Consider the following 19,371-nt stretch of genomic DNA (forward strand, 5'->3'; position numbering starts at 1 on the left):
TCATGGCCGCGGGTCGGGTCAAGGTCCGGTCCGCAGCACCTTGCCCGGATTCATGATGCCGGCCGGATCGAAGGCGTGCTTGATCCGGCGCATCAGGTCGATTTCGATCGGTGCGCGGATCTCGGCCAGCTCGTCGCGCTTCAACTGGCCGATGCCGTGCTCGGCAGAGATCGATCCGTCGAACCTGCGCACGATGCCGTGTACGACCGTGCTGACGTCCTTCCAGCGGTCGAGAAAGGCCTGCTTGTCTGCGCCGACAGGCTGGGAGAGGTTGTAGTGGATGTTGCCGTCTCCCATGTGACCGAAAGCGCAGATGCGCACGCCCGGGATCATCGCGCTGACCGCCTCGTCCGCTTCCGCCATGAAAGCCGGAATGCGGGAAACCGGGACGGAGACGTCGTGCTTGATCGATCCGCCTTCCGGTCTTTGCGCCAGCGACAGGCTTTCGCGCATGTGCCAAAGCGCGCGCCGCTGCTCGCCGCTTGCGGCGATGACGGCATCCTGGACGAGTTCCTTTTCCAGGGCCTCCTGGAGCAGCGCTTCGATCATCTGGCGCGCGGCCTCGGCTGAAGCCGAGGTGGAAACGTCGATCAACACGTACCAGTCGTGGCGTGTTTGCAGCGGATCGCGGACGCCGGCGATATGCCGCGACGCGAACTCGACTCCGATCCTTGGCATAAGCTCGAAGCCGGTCAGCGCCGCGCCACAGCGCTGCGAAGCCAATTCGAACACCGCCAGCGCATCGGCCACGGAACGCAATCCGGCGAAGGCCACCTCGTGCCCTGCGGGGCGGGGAACCAGCTTCAGCACCGCCGCCGTGATGACGCCAAGCGTGCCTTCGGCGCCGATGAAGAGGTCGCGCAGGTCGTAGCCGGTATTGTCCTTCTTCAGCCGCCGCAGCCCGTCCCACACTTCGCCGGTCGGGAGCACGACTTCCAGCCCGAGGCAAAGCTGGCGGGCGTTGCCGTAGGCGAGCACCGCCGTCCCGCCGGCATTGCTCGAGAGATTGCCGCCGATCTGGCACGTCCCTTCCGAGCCAAGCGAGAGGGGAAAGAGCCGGTCGACCGCTTCGGCCGCCTTCTGGATCTCGGCCAGCACGCAGCCGGCCTCGGCGACGATGAGATTGCCGATCGGGTCGACATCGCGGATACGGTTGAGGCGGGAGAGCGACAGCACGACATCGGAAGCCCCCTCCCGCGGGATCTGCCCCGCCACGTGCCCGGTGTTGCCGCCCTGCGGCACGATTGCGGTGCCGGTCGCGCTCGCGAGCCGGAGGATCTCGGAGATCTCGCCGGTGCTTGCCGGCCGCAACACCAGCGGGGTCGTTCCATGGTAGATCCCCCGCGTCTCGACCAGGTAGGGGGCGACCGCGCTCGCATCGGTGAGTGCGTACCTTTCGCCGGTGATGGCGGCAAAGCGGGCAATCAGCTCCGCCGGGAGGGCTGTCGTGGGCATCTGTCAGTTCCTCGGCGCGGCAGCGCGTTCGAGCCGATCGTTGATCGCCTCGCCCAACCCCGTAGCGGGTATCGGCGAGAATGCGATCGTGCGGGCACCGGTCGCGTCCGCCTCCTGCATATAACCGAAAAGGTTGGCGGCCGCCTCGCGCAGGTCGCCGGCCGGGCTCAGGTCGAGCACGATGGCGGCCCTTTCCTCGCCCGGCAGCGCCGTTCCTCCGAAGCGTATCAGCGCCTCGCCGGGCGTGACCTGACGGGCATTGAGCCGCACGCCGGCATGCGGCGCATAGTGTGAGGCAAGCATCCCGGGCGCCTCGATCGTCGCCCCGGCGCCCTTCGGGCGGATCACCTTGCTGCCGGTCAGCCTTTCGACGTCCGCGACGTTGAGGCCTCCGGGCCGAAGGAGATGGACCGAACCGTCGACCACCTTCAGGATGGTGGATTCCAGCCCGACCTTTGCCGCGCCACCGTCGAGGATCAGTTCGATCCTGTCGCCGAGATCGGCATTGACGTGGTCGGCGTTCGTCGGGCTGATCCGTCCCGACGTGTTGGCGCTCGGTGCGGCGAGCGGCCGTCCGAACGCGGCAATCAACCGATTTGCAAAGCCGTCAGGCACGCGGATCCCGACCGTTTCGAGCCCGGCACGAACGAGCGGATGGATCGGCGCGTCCGGTCTTACCGGCAGTATCAGTGTCAGCGGACCCGGCCAGAACGCTTCGGCGAGTATTCGTGACAGAGGATCGAAACGCACATACCGGTCCGCCATCTCCAGATCCGCCACGTGGCATATCAGCGGATTGAAGCGCGGCCGCCCCTTGGTCTCGTAGATGCGGGCGATGGCCTCCGGATTGGTCGCGTCCGCAGCCAGCCCGTAGACCGTTTCCGTCGGGATCGCGATCGGCAAGCCTCTCCCGAGAACCGCGACCGCCTCCTGAAGGGCCGCTTCGGGGGCCGTCCGCGTGTCGATGACCTTTGCCATCTCGTCTCTTCTTTGCGTTTGATCGGCCCTCGCTTTACAGCCTTTGGCGGCCGGATGCCAAGTCGAAAGCACATGGCGGACGGGCCTGCGAAAAAGTGAAGTCGCGTCCAACGGCGCGCCCTGGCGTTAGATGCTTCGTAACCGATCGCTGGTAATGCGGAAAGAACAGGGGAGTGGGTGCATAAAAATGAACCATAGGAAATCTTCCACGAACGACATTGCCTTGCGTATCGCCACAGCAATGCACCAGATGGGCATCGACGGTCTGCCGCGAAATTATGAACTGGTCTACGAGGCCTATGCCGGCGCCAATCCGGATCTGGTCCGCGAGTTTGTTGCGCTTGGAAAATTCAAGACGCAGGCATCCCTGGACGAACTTGGTCGCAAGTATCTGCCGCATCATCACGAAGAGGGCGTGCTGCAGCGCTCGGCCGGCGCCGTCCGCGACGAGATGGCGAACTTCATGGCATTGCTGCAGCAGGAGGAGATCTCCCTCAGCGACTACGGCCGCTTGATCGGAGAGGCCTCGCAGGCGATCATTGCCGAGAGCCCCGACACGTCTGCGCTCGGCATGTCGATCGAGCGGCTGCGCCAGGCAACCGAACAGCAGGCCACCCGCAATGCCGCAATGGCGGCAAGCGTCGCGGCGCAGTCGGAAAACATGGACGCGATTCAGCGCGACCTGGCTTCGTTCGAGGCAACCAAATTCGCCGATGCGGCGACGGGTCTTGGCAATCGCCGCGCCTTCAACAAGGCCGTCGCCAAGGTTTATGCCAACGCTGAACTGCCGGTATCGTGCGGTCTCGCCATCGTCGAGGTCGATGCCGGCAAGCGCTTTTCGCCCGCTCAGGCCGAAGCGCTCAATGACTACCTCATCCGCCATTATGGCGCCCTGATCAAGCGCGCGACGCCGGCCACCGACGTCGTCAGTCGTTTCGAGGGGCTGCGTTTCGGCTTCCTGTTCTATACCTCCGACGAAAACGAGATCGTCCGGCTGCTGGCGATGTTGCGCTCGGCCTTCGCCGCAGCACCGCTGCGACACCCGGAAACCGCGCGCAACTTGGGCTGCCTCACGTTCTCGGCCGGCGTCTGCATGGTTGACGGGGTCGGAAATGCCTTCGACCTGGTCTCCTTCGCGGAAAAGGCCCTGCAGCAGGCGCAGGCGGCAGGAGGCAATCGCCTGGTCGTCCATCGCGGCGGCAGCGACGGGCCAGAGGGCAAGGACTGGATGATCTACAAGAACGGCTAGCACCGCTTCCGGTTCATCGGTGAAACTTTGCGCGATCGCGTTGATCGTTGGCTCTGGCCGCGTTGGCCTCCGATATTAGCGTTGCCTACAGGAGGGAATGGTGCAAACCTGTGCGCCTTCGTTCCCTGATCATCGTCTAACGACGAGGAGGTGTGTGGTGACGCTTGCTATCAACGACCTGGCGCCGGACTTCCGGGCGCAGACGACCGAAGGCGAGATCCGGTTTCATGAGTGGCTCGGCGATTCCTGGGCGGTGCTGTTCTCGCACCCTAAGGACTTCACGCCGGTTTGCACCACGGAACTGGGCTATATGGCGAAGATAAAGCCTGAATTCGACAGACGCGGCGTCAAGATCATCGGCCTTTCCGTCGATCCGCTTGATCGTCACGCCGGGTGGGCGAGCGATATCGAGGAAACGCAGGGACATGCGCCCAATTTCCCGATGATCGCCGATGTCGATTTCACCGTTTCGAAGCTCTATGGCATGTTGCCGGCCTCGGTGTCGGGGGACCCGACGACACGGACACCTGCCGACAATCAGACCGTCCGCAACGTCTTCGTTATCGGGCCTGACAAGAAGGTCAAGCTGATCCTGGTCTATCCGATGACAACGGGCCGCAACTTCGATGAGGTGTTGCGGGTGATCGACTCGCTGCAATTGACGGCGCAACACAAGGTCGCGACCCCGGTCAACTGGAAGCAGGGCGAGGACGTGATCATTGCCGGCTCCGTTTCCGACGAAGACGCGCGCAAACAATATCCCGATGGCTGGCGCGCGCCCAAGCCGTACATCCGGATCGTGCCTCAGCCGGGGATGTGAGGACAGGCGCCGTCCCACCGGTGCGGGTGAGCGTTTTCTGGAGGTGCCGATGATCTTTCGCCAGCTTTTCGACAGTGTCTCCGGCACCTACACCTATCTCATCGCCAGCCGCTCGGGAGGCGAGGCGCTGATCATCGACCCCGTGCTGGAAAAGGTCGATCGTTACCTGCGCCTCGTGGAGGAACTGGACCTCAAGCTCGTCAAGGCGGTCGATACCCACCTGCACGCCGATCACGTGACCGGCCTCGGCGCGTTGCGCGACCGCACCCATTGCATAACGGTGATGGGCGAGCAGACGGCAGCCGACGTGGTCTCCATGCGTGTTTCCGAAGGCGACCGCATTGCGATCGAGGGCCTGAGCCTGGACGTGCTCTACACGCCCGGCCACACGGACGATTCCTACTCATTCCTGATGGGCGGGCGTGTGTTCACCGGCGACACGCTCCTGATCCGCGGCACCGGGCGCACCGATTTCCAGAACGGCGATCCGCGACAGCAATACGACTCCATCTTCAACAAGCTTCTCAAGCTGCCGGAGGAAACGCTGGTCTATCCGGCGCACGACTACAAGGGCGACACGGTCTCGACCATCGGTGAGGAGAAGCGCTTCAATCCGCGGCTGAGGGTCGGCTCCGTCGACGAGTATGTCGACCTGATGAACAACTTGCACCTGCCCAATCCGAAGATGATGGACGTGGCCGTCCCCGCCAACATGCGGGTCGGCCTGCATCAGGAGGAGATCGCCAGGAGGGGCTGGGCGGTGACGGCGGCAGAGGCACTGGCGCTGCGGGGCAGCCGCGATGTCGTGCTCGTCGATCTGCGCGAGACGGCCGAGCGCCAGAAGCACGGCATCATCCCCGGCTCGCTCCACGCGCCTTACCCGGATCTGCAGGAAAACGTCAGCGCCGGCGGGATGCTGCATGAACTCGCCGCCGCGACCGGCAAGCGGATCGTCTTTTACTGCGCCTTCGGCGAGCGCTCGGCCATGGCGGTCGAGGCCGCCCAGGATGCCGGGCTGACCAACGCCTGCCACATCGAGGGCGGAATGGCCGCGTGGAAGAAGGCGAGCGGCCCGGTCGTCCGGTGACCCGTTTGCAGGTTGCCGCGTCGGCGGTTCAGATCGCGCGGATGATCTTGCGCAGTTCGTCGCTGCGGGCGCCGAGCAGGAGCACGTTCTTCATGGCCAGCTTCGGGTCGTGGGTGTGGAACAGCACCCCGTCCTCGCCGACCGCTCGATTGATTTCCAGCCGCTCGCCGCTCTGCGAGGGGCAGGTCGCCACGGCAAAGTACATGCGCGAGAATTTCGGGCTGATCGCTTCGAAAAAGCGTTCGCCGTCGCCGATCTCCGCATAGAAATTGGCCATGTAGAACGACCACTGGACGTCCTCCTGCCTGGCAAGGCGTGTCTTGGAGAGGGTGACGTGGCAATAGCCGAGATGCGGCATGGAGGCGAGGGTGCGGTGGAAGATCAGCTTGGGAAAGCGGATCGCCCGGTGGAAGCCGTTGATGCGCGCATGGGTGAGGGTGCCGGCCTTCTCCAGTTTCCGGCCGGTCTGCTCGGCAACCTCCGGGTAGCTCATGTACCGCTTGCCGGTCCGCTTCCCGTCGCCAAGCTTGTCGAGCTTGCCGGTCCGAAGGAACTCGGTATGGGCGAGCGACCGCGTGCCTTGCGCCCGCTTGTAGGCGGCGGCGTCGTAATATTTCAGTGTCGGCGTGGGCTGCACGGGGGCACTCCGGAAGGGGCGTATTCGGAGTGGATCATGCGTGCTTATGGTTAACGCCGCCTTACGCAAAGTGCAGCCTGGCCGAACAACGCAGGGCCGAGCCAGGCGGGCTGTGACGATCCGGTCGGAGGGCGTTGACCCGAATTCGCAGCCTCGGAAGGCTCAATAATCCCGATAGTTCAGAGGTAGGGCCGGATTTCTGCCGGGATGTGCCGCGGCAGGTGTGACCGCACCGTCCACGGGAGAGGGCTCGTTTGCCGATGATGCCATCATCGCGGAGGTTCCGCCGCCATCCAAACTCGAGCTTGCAACTGCGGCAACGCCGGCAATCGTTTCCGCCGTGACTTTCACCGGCATCGATTTGGGTTCGTCGGCCGCCGCTCCGCGGTTCACCGACGCCGTCACGATCTCGTCGACCGGGACTTCGTCAGCGCCACCAAGCGGCTTCTCCGGCAGAAGGTCGCCAAAGGCCCAGATCTTCGCCAGCGCCGAACGGCTCATCGGAGCGACATTGACATCGATGTCGTTGAGCGTGCCCTTGACGCGATAGGGACAGCGCCGCTTGTTGCAGTTGGCGGCTGCGGAAAACTGCCAGAGCGCATAATTGTCCCAGTTGCCGAGCGGGAAGACGGCGCGGATGCCCGGCTTGTAGCGGGCGTACCAGAGCGGCAGACGCGAGAGTATGCGGTACTTGCTGCGGTTCGCGGCGATGTATTTTGCCGTCGAGTGGTTGGTGTAGAGAACGGGGTACCGGCCCGTGCGCGCGCGAATGTGGCCGGCGAAGACTTGCGCGTCTGCGAGCGACATGTACTGCTCCGGGTCGATCCCTTCGATGTCGAGCGCCATCATCTCGCCGGGTTGCGGCTTGGCGTAGTCGAGGAAGTGATTGGCCTGGTCGACGGGGTTGCCCGGGCGCGCGAGATGATAGGCGCCCCACAAGAGGCCCTGTGCCTTCGCCAGCAATCGCCGCGTCTCGTAGAGTTCCCGGCTGACGGCATATTTGCGCCACATCGTCTTGCAGTGCGCGACCGTGTCGCCGTCATGTTCGCCCTTGCAATCAAAGCTTTCCGGCAAGCCGTCGGATGCCTTCGAGATGAAACCGGCGATGCGCTTGTCGGCAAGCATCAGCGGCCAGTCGATCGCGTTCATCTCGTAGGCATCGATGACGATCGCATTTTCCGCGTTTCTCCAGGGCTCAAGGTCGGTTGCGGAAAGCCCGCCGGGCAGGGTCAGCAGCAGCGTAGCAGCGGCGGCAACCAATCGCTTCATCGTCGTCATGCTTCGATCCCCGCTTCTGCCCCTCCGCCCCGGATGGTGCCGTCGACATGGTTAGCACGACGTTAACATTGGGGTCTGGCTTAGCCGTCCCCCGAGCCGGTTGTTCCCCGGAACGACCGGGAAACTGCGGCGTCTATCTATGCCGGTCAGTTTTGCTGTGCGTGAGATGAAGAATTCCCCTGCCTCACGTTTCCGAAAGGCAGTCCTAATTTACACGGGGCAGATCAGTTGAAAAGTGAAAAAGCGCCTGCTTCCCGAAAGGGCGGGATCGACGGGTCACTTGGCGTGGCTTTGGCTTTGACGCTTACGTAAAAATAAATACCCTGCCGCGCATTGCGCCTTTGCCGTTCGACCGCCATGCTTCGGCCGAAGGCGTGCGCAGAGGAATCAGTGGAGGACATCATGTACAAGGCTCCGGTCGACCAGATCGCGTTCACGCTTCGCCATGTCGCCGGCCTTGAGGCGGTGTTGGGCGAAGGGCGATTTGGCGATCTGTCCGGTGACCTCGTCGACGCGATCCTTGTTGAGGCCGGGCGTTTTGCCAGCGATGAGATTGCGCCGCGGGCAGAAGCCGGCGATCGCCGGGGCGCGACGCTGCGGGATGGACGCGTGACCACGCCCGAAGGCTGGCCGGCGCTCTACCGGGCCTGGGCGGAGGCTGGCTGGAACTCGCTGACGGCGCAACCCGCGGTTGGCGGGCAGGGACTGCCGCACATGCTCCACGTCGCGACGATGGAGATGTGGAACGGCGGCTCCATGGCCTTTGCCATCGGCCCGACCCTGACGATCGGCGCGGTGGAGGCCCTTTCGGCGCATGGTTCGCAGACGCTGAAGCAGACCTACCTGCCGAAGATGGTGTCCGGCGAATGGATGGGGTCGATGAACCTCACCGAGCCGCACGCCGGATCCGATCTTGGCGTGATGAAGACGCGCGCCGAGCGGCGCGACGACGGCACCTACCGCATCTTCGGCCAGAAGATCTTCATCACCTACGGCGAGCACGATTTCACCGACAACATCGTCCATCTGGTGCTGGCGCGCCTGCCGGATGCGCCGGCTGGAACGCGCGGCATTTCGCTGTTCCTCGTCCCGAAGTTCCTCGTCAGCGCCGATGGGGCGCTCGGTGCCCGCAACGACGTGTTCTGCCACTCGATCGAGCACAAGCTCGGCATTCACGCCTCGCCAACCTGCACGATGATCTATGGCGACGGGCGGTTCGGCGACGAGCCGGGCGCGATCGGCTGGCTGGTCGGCGAGGAAAACAAGGGGCTGGCCTGCATGTTCACGATGATGAACAACGCGCGGCTCGCCGTCGGCATGCAGGGGGTTGCCATCGCCGAGGCCGCCACGCAAAAGGCGGTCGCCTATGCCAGAGAGCGCACCCAGGGCAAGGCGCCGGGCTGGCAGGGCGCGGGCATGAGCCCGATCGTCGAACACCCCGACGTCACCCGCATGCTGCTGACGATGACGGCGCTGACGCAGGGGGCGCGCGCCATCACCTATGCCTGCGCCCACGCAATCGACATGTCGCATGTGACGGACGGCGACGAGGCGCGGCATTGGGCCGAACGGGCGAGCCTGCTGACGCCGATCGCCAAGAGCTTTGCGACCGATGCCGGCGTCGACGTCGCCTCCCTCGGCATCCAGGTTCACGGCGGAATGGGCTTTATCGAGGAGACCGGCGCCGCCCGTCTTTATCGCGATGCCCGCATCGCGCCGATCTACGAAGGTACGAACGGCATCCAGGCAATCGACCTCGTCACCCGCAAGCTGCCGCTCTCGGATGGTGTCCAAATCAAGGGTTTCATCGAGGAACTGAAAGCGATTGCGCGCGCCGTGGCCGCCTCCAGCGATCCGGCCTTCGGCGAAACGCCCTCCCGGCTGGAGGCGAGCCTCGCCGATCTCGAGGCCGCCACTGCCTGGCTCGGCAAGGCGCTCGCGGATGGCCGCCAGGCGGAAGCGCTCGCGGGCGCAACACCTTATCAGCGCCTCTTCGGCCTTGCCCTGACCGGTGCCTATCTCGCCAAGGGCGCGCTGGCCGATGCCGGCGACGGCCGCAGGGGGGAGCGGACCGCGCTGTGCCGCTTCGCCGCGGAAAATCTCATGGCCGAGACGGCGGCATTGAAGGATCGGATCGTCAACGGAGCGGCGAGCCTTGCGACGGCGCGCGCGGTTCTCGGCTGAGGAGAAAAACCAGATGACCGACCATGTGCTTATCGACCGTCCCGAGACGCTGCCCGGTGTGCAGGTGATCCGCCTGAACCGGCCGGAAAAGAAGAACGCCATCACCCGTGCGATGTATCAGACGATGACGGGTGCATTGCGTGCAGCCGACGCCGACCCCTCGATCCGAGTCACGTTGCTGCTCGGGTCGGACGGCTGCTTCTCCGCCGGCAACGACATGGCCGACTTCCTGGCCTTCGCCATGGGCGGCATCATGGGCCGGGAGGTCGTCGATTTTCTGCACGCGCTCGCCGCCCACACCAAGCCGCTGGTCTCCGGTGTCGACGGGATGGCGATCGGCATCGGCACCACGATCCATCTGCATTGCGACCTGACCGTCGCCTCGCGGCGTTCGTCCTTCAGCGCGCCCTTCGTCGATCTGGCGCTCGTGCCGGAGGCCGCCTCCAGCCTGATCGCACCGCGGCTGATGGGGCACCAGCGTGCCTTCGCCCTGCTTGTGGCCGGCGAGAACTTTTCCGCCGAGGAGGCCCGTGCCGCCGGCCTGATCTGGAAGGTCGTGGACGCGGTCGAGACCGAAGCGGTGGAACTTGCGCGGCGCCTGGCAGCCAAGCCGCCGGAGGCCTTGCGGACCGCACGCGAACTGCTGCGCGGCGATCGCGAGGAGATCGCCGGCCGGATCGATGAGGAGACGCATCATTTCGCCGTGCGGTTGCGCAGCGCCGAGGCCCGCGCCGCCCTCGAGGCCTTCATGGCGAAGAAGTAGCCGCGTCGATCGCCGGTGAAGCCGATGCTTTCGTTGCACGATCCGAGGTTTGACAAATCGATCCTGCGGCCCCACCTGCATTCGAATGCACATTGCGTCCAAATGGAGTTCGAGAAATTGAGCGTTGCCTTCGTCAAGGAAGAGAGTGCCGAAACGGCTGCGGAAACCCTGTTGCCCGACCGCCCGGTTTCGCCGCACCCGAACCTCGTCACCGAAGCGGGGCTGAAAGCCCTGGAATTGCAGCTTCAACAGGCGCGCGAGGCCTACCATGCGGCAAACACGATCGAAGACGTGAACGAACGGCGCCGGCAGGCGGCCGGGCCCTTGCGTGACCTGCGCTACTACGCTGAACGGGTCCGGACGGCCGAACTCGTCCCCGACCCGACATCGTCCGAGACCGTCGCATTCGGCAGCACGGTGACATTTGCCCGTGACGACGGCCGCGTGCAGACCTACCGGATCGTCGGCGAGGACGAAGCCGATCCGAAGGCCGGTACGATTTCCTATGTTTCTCCCGTGGCCAGGGTTCTCATGGGCAAGTCGATCGGCGATGTCGCCAGCATCGGCGAGCAGGAACTCGAGATCACCGCCATCGCGTAAAGGACAACGCTTCAGCGCCTTTTTGCGCCAGAAACTCCGTTTCCGGTTTGTCACTCGGCAGCAGCGAGCTTTCCCTTGCAATCATGTTTGATCATCGCCGCGGCGAGGTTCTCTCGCCCGGCTCCGGTCGCTTTGGCCTCTGCCACAGCCATGTCCCTGCACCAATCGGCGTCAAGCACTTCCTCCGGGATGCGGGTCATGCAGGACGACAGCAGCAAGAGCGAGCATAGGGCAAGGACACGCATCCGCGGACTCCGTTCAGGGGGTAGTCAATCCATTATGCGCCGGCAACCCCTCCCGCCTACTTCTCCAGCGTCGCCACCGCCTCCACATGGGACGACCAGAGGAACTGGTCGATCGGCGTCACGCCGGTGATGCGGTAGCCGGCGGCAGCCAGGATCGAAAGGTCGCGGGCCAGCGTCACCGGGTTGCACGAGACGGCGGCGATCTTCTTCACCCCCGAACGGGCGAGTTCCCGGCATTGATGCTCTGCGCCCGCCCGCGGCGGATCGAACACCACGGCGTCGAACACCTTCAGTTCCGAGGCCATCAGCGGCCGGCGGAACAGGTCGCGCTTTTCAACTGTCACGGGTTTCAGACCCTGCGCATGCCGCGAGGCGTGGTCGAGGGCCTGCAGCGCCTTCTCGTCGCCTTCCACGGCATGGACGCGGGCCGTCCGGGCGATCCGTAGCGCAAACGTGCCGGACCCGGAAAAGAGGTCGGCAACGCGCTTTGCCTTGTCGAGATGGTCGAGCACGAGGCTCGCCATTGCCTCCTCGGCCTGTTTCGTCGCCTGGGTGAAGCCGCCGGCCGGCGGGATGACCGGCACGCCACCGAAGTCGATCTGCGGCTTCTGCGGTTCGATCAGGATCTCGCCGTCGTTGGACACGCGGGCGATGCCGCGCATGGAGAGCACGCATTCGGTGACGGCGCGGCGCTGCTTGTCGCCGATCTTGCGGATCCCCTCGAAGGCGAGATCCAGGCCCGAAAGCGTTTCCAGCACGGTCAGCCGGAAGCCCTGGCTGTCGGTCGCCAATGCGTCGGCGACCAGGCGGATCGCGTCCAGCCGCGAGACGATCCCCGGGCTGCTGATCGGACATTCGTCGATGTCGACGATGTGGTGGCTGGACGCCTGGTTGAAGCCGAGCAGCATGCCCTTCTCGGTCTTGCGGGCGGTGAAGACCATCCGCCGCCGCTCACCAGGGCGGGCGATGACGAGGGGTGCCACGTCGGGCGTCAAACCCTTCGACTTGAGCGCGTCCACCACGAGGCCGCGCTTGTAGGCGTGATACAGCGTCTCGCCGGCGTGCTGCAGCGAACAGCCGCCGCAAGCACCGTTCCTGCCGTCGGGGCCGAAATGGTGGCAGGCCGGGGAGACCCGGTCGGGGGAGGCGACGGACGTCGACATCACCGTCCCGTGGTTCTTCACCCGGGCGATCGCGACGGTTTCGCCGGGAAGGGTGAAGGGAACGTAGACGGGACCGTCCGGACCGGCGGCAATGCCGTCGCCGCCGCTGCCGAGCCTGTTGATGGTGACCGTTTCCGTGCTCATGGTTTGCGTCCTGCGAGAAGAAATTCCTGGTTGCCGTCGCCGCCGGCAATCGGCGAGGGGATGATGCCGAGGCTCGCCCAGCCCATTTCCTCGACAAGCCAGCGCTCGAGCGTTGCGGCGACCTCCGGCCCCGTTGCGGGATCCTTGAGCAGGCCGCCCTTGCCGATCGCCTCGCGCCCGGCCTCGAATTGCGGCTTGACGAGCAGCACGCAGAAGGCGCCGGGTCGTGCCAACGAAAGCGCCGGCGGCAGCGCCAGCCTCAGCGAGATGAAGGAGACGTCGGAGACGACGCAGCCGATCGCCCGCTGGCCGACCTCAGCCGTCGACAGCACGCGTGCGTTCAGTCCTTCGAGATTGGTGACACGGTTGTCCTGCGCGATGCGGGGATGCATCTGGCCGTGGCCGACGTCGACCGCCACCACATGCTGCGCCCCCCGTTGCAGCAGCACTTCGGTGAAGCCGCCGGTGGAGGCGCCGATGTCGAGACAGTCGAGCCCGGTCGGATCGAGCCCGAAATGGTCGAGTGCTGCGACAAGCTTGAGTGCTGCGCGCGACACATAGGCGCGCGCCGGATCATCGAGGTCGATCGAGGCGTCCACGCCGACGGTCGCGCCCGCCTTGGTCGTGACCTTTCCGTCGACGCGCACGGTGCCGCGAGCGATGGCGTCGCGGGCGCGCGATCGGCTGTCGAACAGGCCGCGGGCGACGAGCAACTGGTCGAGACGCAGGGATGTGGCGGGCGTGTCGGTCATCGCCTCTCATGGCGTGTTGCGGCCATCGAGGCAAGTCCGTTGCGTGCGCTGAAGGCCGGAGGCAAGAGAAATCAGCCGGCGACGCCGACGCCGATATCCTTCTGGCCGAGCGCCTTGAAGACGGTGGCGACGATGCCGGCGCGGTCAAGCCCCGCCTTCGCATACATGCTTTCCGGTTTCGCCTGCTCCATCCAGATGTCGGGCAGCACCAGCGGCCGCACCTTCAGGCCGGTCTCCAGCAGCCCCTCGACGGCCAGTAACTGCAGGACATGGCTGCCGAAACCGCCAATCGAGCCTTCCTCGATGGTCACCAGCACCTCATGATGGCGGGCAAGCTGGCGGATCAGGTCGTGGTCGAGCGGCTTTGCGAAGCGCGCGTCGGCAACGGTGGTGGAGAGGCCCGCGGCATCGAGGTCTTCGGCTGCAAGCAGACATTCCGCCAGTCGCGTGCCGAAAGAAAGCAGCGCAACCTTCGTTCCCTGCTTGATGAGGCGACCCTTGCCGATGGCCAGGATTTCGCCGCGCTCGGGCAGGTCGACGCCCACGCCCTCGCCGCGCGGATAGCGGAACGAGATCGGACCCTCGTCATAGGCTGCGGCCGTTCGCACCATGTGTTTCAGTTCCGCCTCGTCGGCGGCGGCCATGACGACGAAACCCGGCAGCGACGCGAGATAGGTGGTGTCGAACGATCCCGCATGGGTTGGCCCGTCGGCGCCGACGAAGCCGGCGCGGTCGATCGGGAAGCGGACCGGCAGGCCCTGGATCGCCACGTCGTGCACCACCTGGTCGTAGGCCCGCTGCAGGAACGTCGAATAGAGCGCCGCAAACGGCTTGTAGCCTTCAGCGGCGAGGCCGGCGGCGAAGGTCACCGCGTGCTGCTCGGCGATCCCGACGTCGAAGAGGCGCGTCGGATAGATCCCGCCGAACTTGTCGAGGCCGGTGCCATTCGGCATGGCGGCGGTAATGCCGACGATCTTGTCGTCGAAGCCGGCCTCCTGGATCAGCGCGTCGGCGAAGACGGACGTGTAGGAGGGCGCATTCGGCTTGACCTTGGCCTGCGCGCCGGTGATGACGTCGAACTTGTTGACGCCATGATACTTGTCGGCGGCGGCCTCTGCCGGCGGATAGCCCTTGCCCTTCTGCGTCACCACATGGATCAGCACCGGGCCCTTGCCATTGTCGCGGACGTTGCGCAGGACGGGCAGAAGGTGCTCGAACGAATGGCCGTCGATCGGGCCGATATGATAGAAGCCCATCTCCTCGAACAGCGTGCCGCCGGTGACGTAGCCGCGTGCGTGCTCGACGGCGCGGGTGATCGCGCGGTCGACCGACTTGCCGAGATAGGCGGTCATCTTCTTGCCGAGCTCGCGCATGCCCATGTAGGTGCGGCCAGAAGCCAGGCGGGCAAGATACGCGCTCATCGCGCCGGTCGGCGGGGCGATCGACATGTCGTTGTCGTTGAGGATGACGATCAGGCGGGCGTCGAGCGCGCCGGCATTGTTCATCGCCTCGTAGGCCATGCCGGCCGACATCGCCCCGTCGCCGATGACGGCGATCACATTGCGAGGCGTGCCGGAAAGCTCGGACGCCACCGCCATGCCGAGGCCGGCCGAGATCGATGTGGAGGAGTGCGCCGCGCCGAAGGGGTCGTACTCGCTCTCCGCCCGGCGGGTGAAGCCCGAAATGCCGTCTTCCTGCCGCAGCGTGCGGATCCGGTCGCGCCGGCCGGTCAGGATCTTGTGCGGGTAGCACTGGTGGCCGACGTCGAAGATCAGCCGGTCGTGCGGCGTGTCGAACACCTTGTGGATGGCGATGGTGAGCTCGACGACGCCAAGGCCGGCGCCGAGATGGCCGCCGGTCACCGAAACGGCGTCGATCATCTCGTCGCGCAACTCGGCGGCGAGCTGCGGCAAGTCGCGATCGTCCACCTTCTTCAGATCTGCCGGGGTATTCACCTGATCGAGCAGGGGGGTGGCTGGCAATTGTCTCACTCTTGATGCCCTTTTGCCGACCGCCGGCTGGACGAGCCTTCGCGGGCCGTGCCGATGGTCCTGTTCTGCCTGTCATTGCCGATGCGTCGGCGCTTTGCAACCTTCACGCCAACTTATGCGCTATTTGCCGACAATGAAACCGCGCCGAACGCCGGATTACGCGCTTCTGGAACGACAAGAAGGCTTTGTCGGGGCAGGCACGCCTCAGTCTTCGGGCAATGGGATGAATTCTTCCTCGTCGCCCGGCACGATGTCGAAGCGTCCCGTCCGCCACTCCTGCTTGGCCTGTTCGATTCGCTCCCGCGAGGAGGAGACGAAATTCCACCAGATGTGGCGCTTCGAGCCGAGCGCCGCACCGCCGAACAGCGCGACGTGACAGCCTTCGGCGCCGGCCTTCAGCGTGATGGCATCACCGGGACGGAACACCAGCAGCCGGTCGGCCCCGAATATGTCACCGGCCACGTCGAGTTCGCCGGACAGCACATAGACGGCGCGCTCCTCCCAGTCCGCCGCCAGCGGCGCGCTGGCGCCGGGCGCCAGCATCAGGTCGGTGTAGAGCGTGTCGGTGGGCGCCTTGACCGGCGAACGATGGCCTTCGTAGTGGCCGATGATCACGCGCCCCTGGACGCCGTCGGAGGCAAAGACCGGCAGCTCGTCGTGCGTCGTATGAACGAAGGCCGGATCGATTTCCTCTTGACCGTCGGGAAGGGCAAGCCAGGTCTGCAGGCCCGAAAGGCTGTGCGGATGGCCGCGGACGTTTTCCGGCGAGCGCTCCGAGTGGACGATGCCACGTCCGGCCGTCATCAGGTTGAGATCGCCGGGCCGGATGACCATTTCGGTCCCCAGGCTGTCGCGGTGCTTGATCTCGCCATCGAACAGATAGGTGACGGTCGAAAGGCCGATGTGCGGGTGCGGTCGCACATCGATCGCCTGTCCCGCCCTGAACAGGGCCGGTCCCATCCGGTCGAAAAAGATGAAGGGTCCGACAAGCCGGCGCTTTGCCGTTGGCAGCGCCCGGCGCACTTCAAAGCCGCCGAGATCGCTGGTGCGGGGGATGATCAGATGTTCCAAGGCGTCGCAGGCGGCAGCGTCGCCTGCGACGGGATCCGGTCCAGGGAAGAAGCTCATGTCGCGCACTCCGTTTCATCTGTGGAGACAGTGAACAAGAGGCGGCCAGTCGTGGCAAGTGGTCATGTGGAGTTGCCGCGTGAACACTGTGTTCAGGGCAGGGGGGTGACCGTCTGCTGGTCGAAGGTCCTTTGCGCCGCCTCGATCTCCGCGCTGTTTTCGCGAACCCATTCGACCAGTTCCGACACCGGCTTGAGCAGCTTGAAGCCGAGAGGCGTGAGCGCATAGTCGACGCGCGGCGGGATCGTTGCAAACATCGTGCGGGTGACCAGGCCGTCACGCTCGAGATGGCGGAGCGTCAGCGTCAGCATGCGCTGGGAGATTCCTTCGACCTGCTTCTTCAGTTCATTGAAGCGCAACGGGCCGTGGCAGAGGGTTTCGATGACCGACAACGACCATTTGTCGCCAACCCGGTCAAGAATATGGCGGCTCGCGCCGAGAGAGTGATGACGGCGTTCGGATGGGGGGTGACAATTCAGCATGAGAGGCCTGCATATTGAATGGGGGCAAGAGAGTCGTCAAAATCGCGCGTTAAGCGCCGTCGGGGTGGGAGGAGACCCTGACCGCTTGAAAATGCTCTTCATTTTTCCTTCGTCACGTCTTGCCCGTGGTATTTCGATTGTATCGTGTCAGCGGTGGCTGGATGCACGTGCATAAGGTGATCCCATTTAATGAGGGGACTCCTTATGTGGGGACTACTTGATCGGTCTTTTCATTTTTTGCAATCCCCCAATAGCGAGCCCATGCAAAAGTGGCGTGACGAATTGGCTGGCAAACGAGGATTGCTCAAGACTTTGAAAGAATGCAAAAATGTTGAAACCCCAGCCGTTGCGGACAGCCGGGGTTGGTCGCGGACCGGTTTGCGGGGTAAGCGATGACACAGGGTCACGATTGTGTGACCCGATGACATCCTGGGGCTTAGCCGTTGTCGAGCGGCTCCGCGCCCTGTGGATTGCCAGCGCGGTCGAGCCTGATCTTTTCGATTCGGTTTTCGGCAGCGTTCAAGAGTTTCTCGCAGTGCTTCTTGAGCGCCTCGCCGCGTTCGTAAATCTCGATCGACTTGTCGAGGGCCACGTCGCCGCGTTCCAGCGCCGCCACGATTTTCTCGAGCTCTTCCACGGCCTGCTCGAAGGAAAGCGCGGAGACATCCGCAATGGGGGTCGTTGTGGTCATGATCAGCCTCTCATCAGCCGGTGGATATGCAGGGCGGCCGATTCCGCCAGCCCCTGCAGGTCGTAGCCGCCTTCAAGCAGGCTGACCACCCTGTTCGATGCTGACCGTTCGGCGATGTCCATCAGTTTTGCCGTCGCCCAGTCGAAGTCGTCGGCGACGAGGTGGAGTTGCGCCAGCGGGTCGCGATGGTGCGCGTCGAAGCCTGCGGAGATGACGATCAGGTCGGGTCGGAACTCGGTGACCCGCGGCAGCACGCGGCTCCTGAAGGCTTCGCGAAAGTGATCGCTGCCGGTCTCCGGCGACAGCGGCGCGTTGACGACGTTGCCGGCGCCGACCTCGTCCTTTGCCCCGGTGCCGGGGTAGAGCGGCATCTGGTGGGTGGAGCAGAACAGCACCGACGGGTCGTCCCAGAAGATGTCCTGCGTGCCATTGCCGTGGTGGACGTCCCAGTCGACGATGGCGATGCGTTCGGCGCCGTGCCGTTTTTGCGCGTGGCGTGCGGCGATGGCCGCGGAGTTGAAGAAGCAGAAGCCCATCGCCTTCGACCTCTCGGCGTGATGGCCGGGCGGCCGCGCGGCGATGAAGGCGTTGTCCGCCTCGCCGGTAAACACCGCGTCGACCGCCGAGATCGCGCCGCCGATCGCGGTCAGCGCCGCCTGAAGACTGGCAGGGCTGGCATAGGTGTCGGACTCGAACTGGTTGATGCCCTCTTCGGGGATCGCCTTCATAACGGCGCGCAGATGAGCCTCGGGATGGGCAAGGAGGACGAAGTCTTCGCTTGCCGGCTCGGCCGTCTTGCGGACGAGCGACTGGAAACGCTCGTGTTCCAGGGCAAGGTTCAGCGCCCGAAGCCGGTCGGCCCGCTCGGGATGCCCCTCGGGTGTCTTGTGCTCGAGAAAAATCGGGCTTTCGAAGAGGAGCGTCGTCATGATCGGAGGCTATCCGCTGCGCACAGTATGGTCCACGGGAAATGGGGCGGTGCGGCGCGCTTTTCAACAGCCGTGCAAACGGAAGTAGGCGGGCGCCGACGGCGCCCGCCATTGGTGCGAATCAGGTGCGGACCGGCAGCAGCGGATAGCCGGCCAGCACGGCACGGCCCGCCAGCATCGCCACGAAGGCCTTGACCAGGTCGCCGGGGATGAAGATGAGCGAGGCGAGCGTCGTTTCGACGAAGGCCTTGCCGCTCATGTAGGAGAGCCAGGCGATGCCGAAGAGATAGACGATCCCGATGCCGCCGACGGATGCAGCGACGAGAAATCCGAGAAGCTGCTGGAACTCTGCCTGACCCTCGCGCACCAGGCGCTCGGCGATCAGCCCGGTCACATAGGCGCCCGCAACCCAGCCGACGAGGTAGCCGGCGGTCGGTCCGGCGAAAACGGCAAGTCCGCCGCGCCCGCCCGACAGCACCGGCAGGCCGATCGCCACCAGAAGCACGACCAAAAGAACGGCGGCCGCGCCACGCTTGGCACCGAGGATGCAGCCGGCCAGCATGACGCCGAGCGATTGGGCCGTGATCGGCACCGGAATGAAGCCGAGCGTGATCGGCGGCAACAGGCCGAGCACGATGATGATGGCGGCAAAGAGGGCGACGAGGACGAGGTCTCTGGTGGTCATGCAGGTCTTCCCGGCAAAAAGCTGCGGCGTGCCGAAGATCGCGGTCGGTTTCGGCAGGCGCATGGTCTCCGAAGTCGTAGGTTTTCGCGGCATATGTCGAGATTGAAGGC

Annotated in this window: 18 protein-coding genes; 6 read left to right on the forward strand and 12 right to left on the reverse strand. The window is 64.9% G+C overall.

What is annotated here, in order from left to right; genetic code table 11:
* Nucleotides 1–18: 18 nt before the first annotated feature.
* Together JNC62_RS01180 and JNC62_RS01185 are read right to left on the reverse strand one after the other, a co-directional pair.
* Nucleotides 19–1,455 carry an FAD-binding oxidoreductase gene (locus JNC62_RS01180; protein WP_374835152.1) on the reverse strand — a complete coding sequence of 479 codons (1,437 nt, stop codon included), beginning with the start codon at nucleotides 1,453–1,455 and terminating at the stop codon, nucleotides 19–21.
* A gap of 3 nt (nucleotides 1,456–1,458) precedes the next feature.
* Nucleotides 1,459–2,433, reverse strand: a complete 975-nt coding sequence (locus tag JNC62_RS01185) for an L-threonylcarbamoyladenylate synthase (protein WP_374835154.1) — start codon at nucleotides 2,431–2,433, stop codon at nucleotides 1,459–1,461.
* Between the two features lie 187 nt (nucleotides 2,434–2,620).
* On the opposite strand from JNC62_RS01185, the gene JNC62_RS01190 reads away from it, so the two are divergent.
* The 3 genes from JNC62_RS01190 (at nucleotide 2,621) to JNC62_RS01200 (ending at nucleotide 5,589) form a co-directional block, all read left to right on the forward strand.
* Nucleotides 2,621–3,682: a diguanylate cyclase domain-containing protein gene (locus JNC62_RS01190; RefSeq protein ID WP_374835156.1), complete on the forward strand. Its 1,062-nt coding sequence runs from the start codon at nucleotides 2,621–2,623 to the stop codon at nucleotides 3,680–3,682.
* Between the two features lie 157 nt (nucleotides 3,683–3,839).
* Nucleotides 3,840–4,502: a peroxiredoxin gene (locus tag JNC62_RS01195; RefSeq protein WP_374835644.1), complete on the forward strand. Its 663-nt coding sequence runs from the start codon at nucleotides 3,840–3,842 to the stop codon at nucleotides 4,500–4,502.
* Nucleotides 4,503–4,551: 49 nt separating this feature from the next.
* A complete protein-coding gene (locus JNC62_RS01200) occupies nucleotides 4,552–5,589 on the forward strand; it encodes an MBL fold metallo-hydrolase (RefSeq protein ID WP_374835158.1) in 1,038 nt (345 codons plus the stop codon).
* Between the two features lie 28 nt (nucleotides 5,590–5,617).
* On the opposite strand, the gene JNC62_RS01205 is transcribed toward JNC62_RS01200, so the two are convergent.
* Both JNC62_RS01205 and JNC62_RS01210 read right to left on the reverse strand, forming a co-directional pair.
* On the reverse strand, nucleotides 5,618–6,226 hold the full coding sequence (locus JNC62_RS01205) for a DUF6656 family protein (protein ID WP_374835160.1): 609 nt from the start codon (nucleotides 6,224–6,226) through the stop codon (nucleotides 5,618–5,620).
* A gap of 162 nt (nucleotides 6,227–6,388) precedes the next feature.
* Entirely contained in the window at nucleotides 6,389–7,495 is a 1,107-nt protein-coding gene (locus JNC62_RS01210) for a glycoside hydrolase family 25 protein (protein ID WP_374835645.1), read from the reverse strand.
* A 411-nt stretch (nucleotides 7,496–7,906) separates the two neighbouring features.
* On the opposite strand from JNC62_RS01210, the gene JNC62_RS01215 reads away from it, so the two are divergent.
* The 3 genes from JNC62_RS01215 (at nucleotide 7,907) to greA (ending at nucleotide 11,051) form a co-directional block, all read left to right on the forward strand.
* A complete protein-coding gene (locus tag JNC62_RS01215; protein WP_374835162.1) occupies nucleotides 7,907–9,688 on the forward strand; it encodes an acyl-CoA dehydrogenase in 1,782 nt (593 codons plus the stop codon).
* A 13-nt stretch (nucleotides 9,689–9,701) separates the two neighbouring features.
* Complete coding sequence (locus JNC62_RS01220) at nucleotides 9,702–10,451, forward strand: crotonase/enoyl-CoA hydratase family protein (protein WP_374835164.1); 750 nt, start codon at nucleotides 9,702–9,704, stop codon at nucleotides 10,449–10,451.
* Between the two features lie 117 nt (nucleotides 10,452–10,568).
* The gene (greA, locus tag JNC62_RS01225) at nucleotides 10,569–11,051 is read left to right on the forward strand and encodes a transcription elongation factor GreA (RefSeq protein WP_374835166.1); all 483 of its coding nucleotides are present in this window, start codon (nucleotides 10,569–10,571) and stop codon (nucleotides 11,049–11,051) included.
* Between the two features lie 301 nt (nucleotides 11,052–11,352).
* Here the strand turns inward: greA and JNC62_RS01230 are convergent, their stop codons facing one another.
* The 8 genes from JNC62_RS01230 to JNC62_RS01265 all read right to left on the reverse strand — a co-directional run bounded on the left by JNC62_RS01230 (nucleotide 11,353) and on the right by JNC62_RS01265 (nucleotide 19,261).
* Nucleotides 11,353–12,603, reverse strand: a complete 1,251-nt coding sequence (locus JNC62_RS01230) for a class I SAM-dependent RNA methyltransferase (protein ID WP_374835167.1) — start codon at nucleotides 12,601–12,603, stop codon at nucleotides 11,353–11,355.
* Complete coding sequence (locus tag JNC62_RS01235; RefSeq protein WP_374835169.1) at nucleotides 12,600–13,355, reverse strand: TlyA family RNA methyltransferase; 756 nt, start codon at nucleotides 13,353–13,355, stop codon at nucleotides 12,600–12,602. The genes JNC62_RS01230 and JNC62_RS01235 overlap by 4 nt, the downstream gene beginning before the upstream one ends.
* Before the next feature lie 71 nt (nucleotides 13,356–13,426).
* Nucleotides 13,427–15,346 carry a 1-deoxy-D-xylulose-5-phosphate synthase gene (dxs, locus tag JNC62_RS01240; RefSeq protein ID WP_374835171.1) on the reverse strand — a complete coding sequence of 640 codons (1,920 nt, stop codon included), beginning with the start codon at nucleotides 15,344–15,346 and terminating at the stop codon, nucleotides 13,427–13,429.
* Between the two features lie 204 nt (nucleotides 15,347–15,550).
* Complete coding sequence (locus JNC62_RS01245) at nucleotides 15,551–16,474, reverse strand: pirin family protein (RefSeq protein ID WP_374835172.1); 924 nt, start codon at nucleotides 16,472–16,474, stop codon at nucleotides 15,551–15,553.
* A gap of 92 nt (nucleotides 16,475–16,566) precedes the next feature.
* Nucleotides 16,567–16,956, reverse strand: coding sequence for a winged helix-turn-helix transcriptional regulator (locus tag JNC62_RS01250; protein WP_374835174.1), 390 nt, complete (start codon nucleotides 16,954–16,956; stop codon nucleotides 16,567–16,569).
* Nucleotides 16,957–17,392: 436 nt separating this feature from the next.
* Nucleotides 17,393–17,647 carry an exodeoxyribonuclease VII small subunit gene (locus JNC62_RS01255; RefSeq protein WP_374835176.1) on the reverse strand — a complete coding sequence of 85 codons (255 nt, stop codon included), beginning with the start codon at nucleotides 17,645–17,647 and terminating at the stop codon, nucleotides 17,393–17,395.
* Between the two features lie 2 nt (nucleotides 17,648–17,649).
* Nucleotides 17,650–18,576, reverse strand: a complete 927-nt coding sequence (locus JNC62_RS01260; RefSeq protein WP_374835178.1) for a histone deacetylase family protein — start codon at nucleotides 18,574–18,576, stop codon at nucleotides 17,650–17,652.
* A gap of 121 nt (nucleotides 18,577–18,697) precedes the next feature.
* Nucleotides 18,698–19,261 (reverse strand): biotin transporter BioY, encoded by a 564-nt coding sequence (locus tag JNC62_RS01265; protein WP_374835180.1) that lies wholly within the window; start codon nucleotides 19,259–19,261, stop codon nucleotides 18,698–18,700.
* Nucleotides 19,262–19,371 lie beyond the last annotated feature (110 nt).

The organism is Mycoplana ramosa (assembly GCF_041930185.1).
GTDB lineage: Bacteria > Pseudomonadota > Alphaproteobacteria > Rhizobiales > Rhizobiaceae > Mycoplana > Mycoplana ramosa.

Excerpts from the sequence above, each read along its gene's own strand:
- JNC62_RS01255 (WP_374835176.1), bottom strand. The coding sequence starts at position 17,647 with ATGACCACAACGACCCCCATTGCGGATGTCTCCGCGCTTTCCTTCGAG.
- JNC62_RS01245 (WP_374835172.1), bottom strand. The coding sequence starts at position 16,474 with ATGAGCTTCTTCCCTGGACCGGATCCCGTCGCAGGCGACGCTGCCGCC.
- JNC62_RS01185 (WP_374835154.1), bottom strand. The coding sequence starts at position 2,433 with ATGGCAAAGGTCATCGACACGCGGACGGCCCCCGAAGCGGCCCTTCAG.
- JNC62_RS01215 (WP_374835162.1), top strand. The coding sequence starts at position 7,907 with ATGTACAAGGCTCCGGTCGACCAGATCGCGTTCACGCTTCGCCATGTC.
- JNC62_RS01260 (WP_374835178.1), bottom strand. The coding sequence starts at position 18,576 with ATGACGACGCTCCTCTTCGAAAGCCCGATTTTTCTCGAGCACAAGACA.
- JNC62_RS01200 (WP_374835158.1), top strand. The coding sequence starts at position 4,552 with ATGATCTTTCGCCAGCTTTTCGACAGTGTCTCCGGCACCTACACCTAT.
- JNC62_RS01190 (WP_374835156.1), top strand. The coding sequence starts at position 2,621 with ATGAACCATAGGAAATCTTCCACGAACGACATTGCCTTGCGTATCGCC.
- JNC62_RS01210 (WP_374835645.1), bottom strand. The coding sequence starts at position 7,495 with ATGAAGCGATTGGTTGCCGCCGCTGCTACGCTGCTGCTGACCCTGCCC.
- JNC62_RS01250 (WP_374835174.1), bottom strand. The coding sequence starts at position 16,956 with ATGCTGAATTGTCACCCCCCATCCGAACGCCGTCATCACTCTCTCGGC.
- JNC62_RS01230 (WP_374835167.1), bottom strand. The coding sequence starts at position 12,603 with ATGAGCACGGAAACGGTCACCATCAACAGGCTCGGCAGCGGCGGCGAC.
- JNC62_RS01265 (WP_374835180.1), bottom strand. The coding sequence starts at position 19,261 with ATGACCACCAGAGACCTCGTCCTCGTCGCCCTCTTTGCCGCCATCATC.
- JNC62_RS01180 (WP_374835152.1), bottom strand. The coding sequence starts at position 1,455 with ATGCCCACGACAGCCCTCCCGGCGGAGCTGATTGCCCGCTTTGCCGCC.
- JNC62_RS01235 (WP_374835169.1), bottom strand. The coding sequence starts at position 13,355 with ATGACCGACACGCCCGCCACATCCCTGCGTCTCGACCAGTTGCTCGTC.
- JNC62_RS01220 (WP_374835164.1), top strand. The coding sequence starts at position 9,702 with ATGACCGACCATGTGCTTATCGACCGTCCCGAGACGCTGCCCGGTGTG.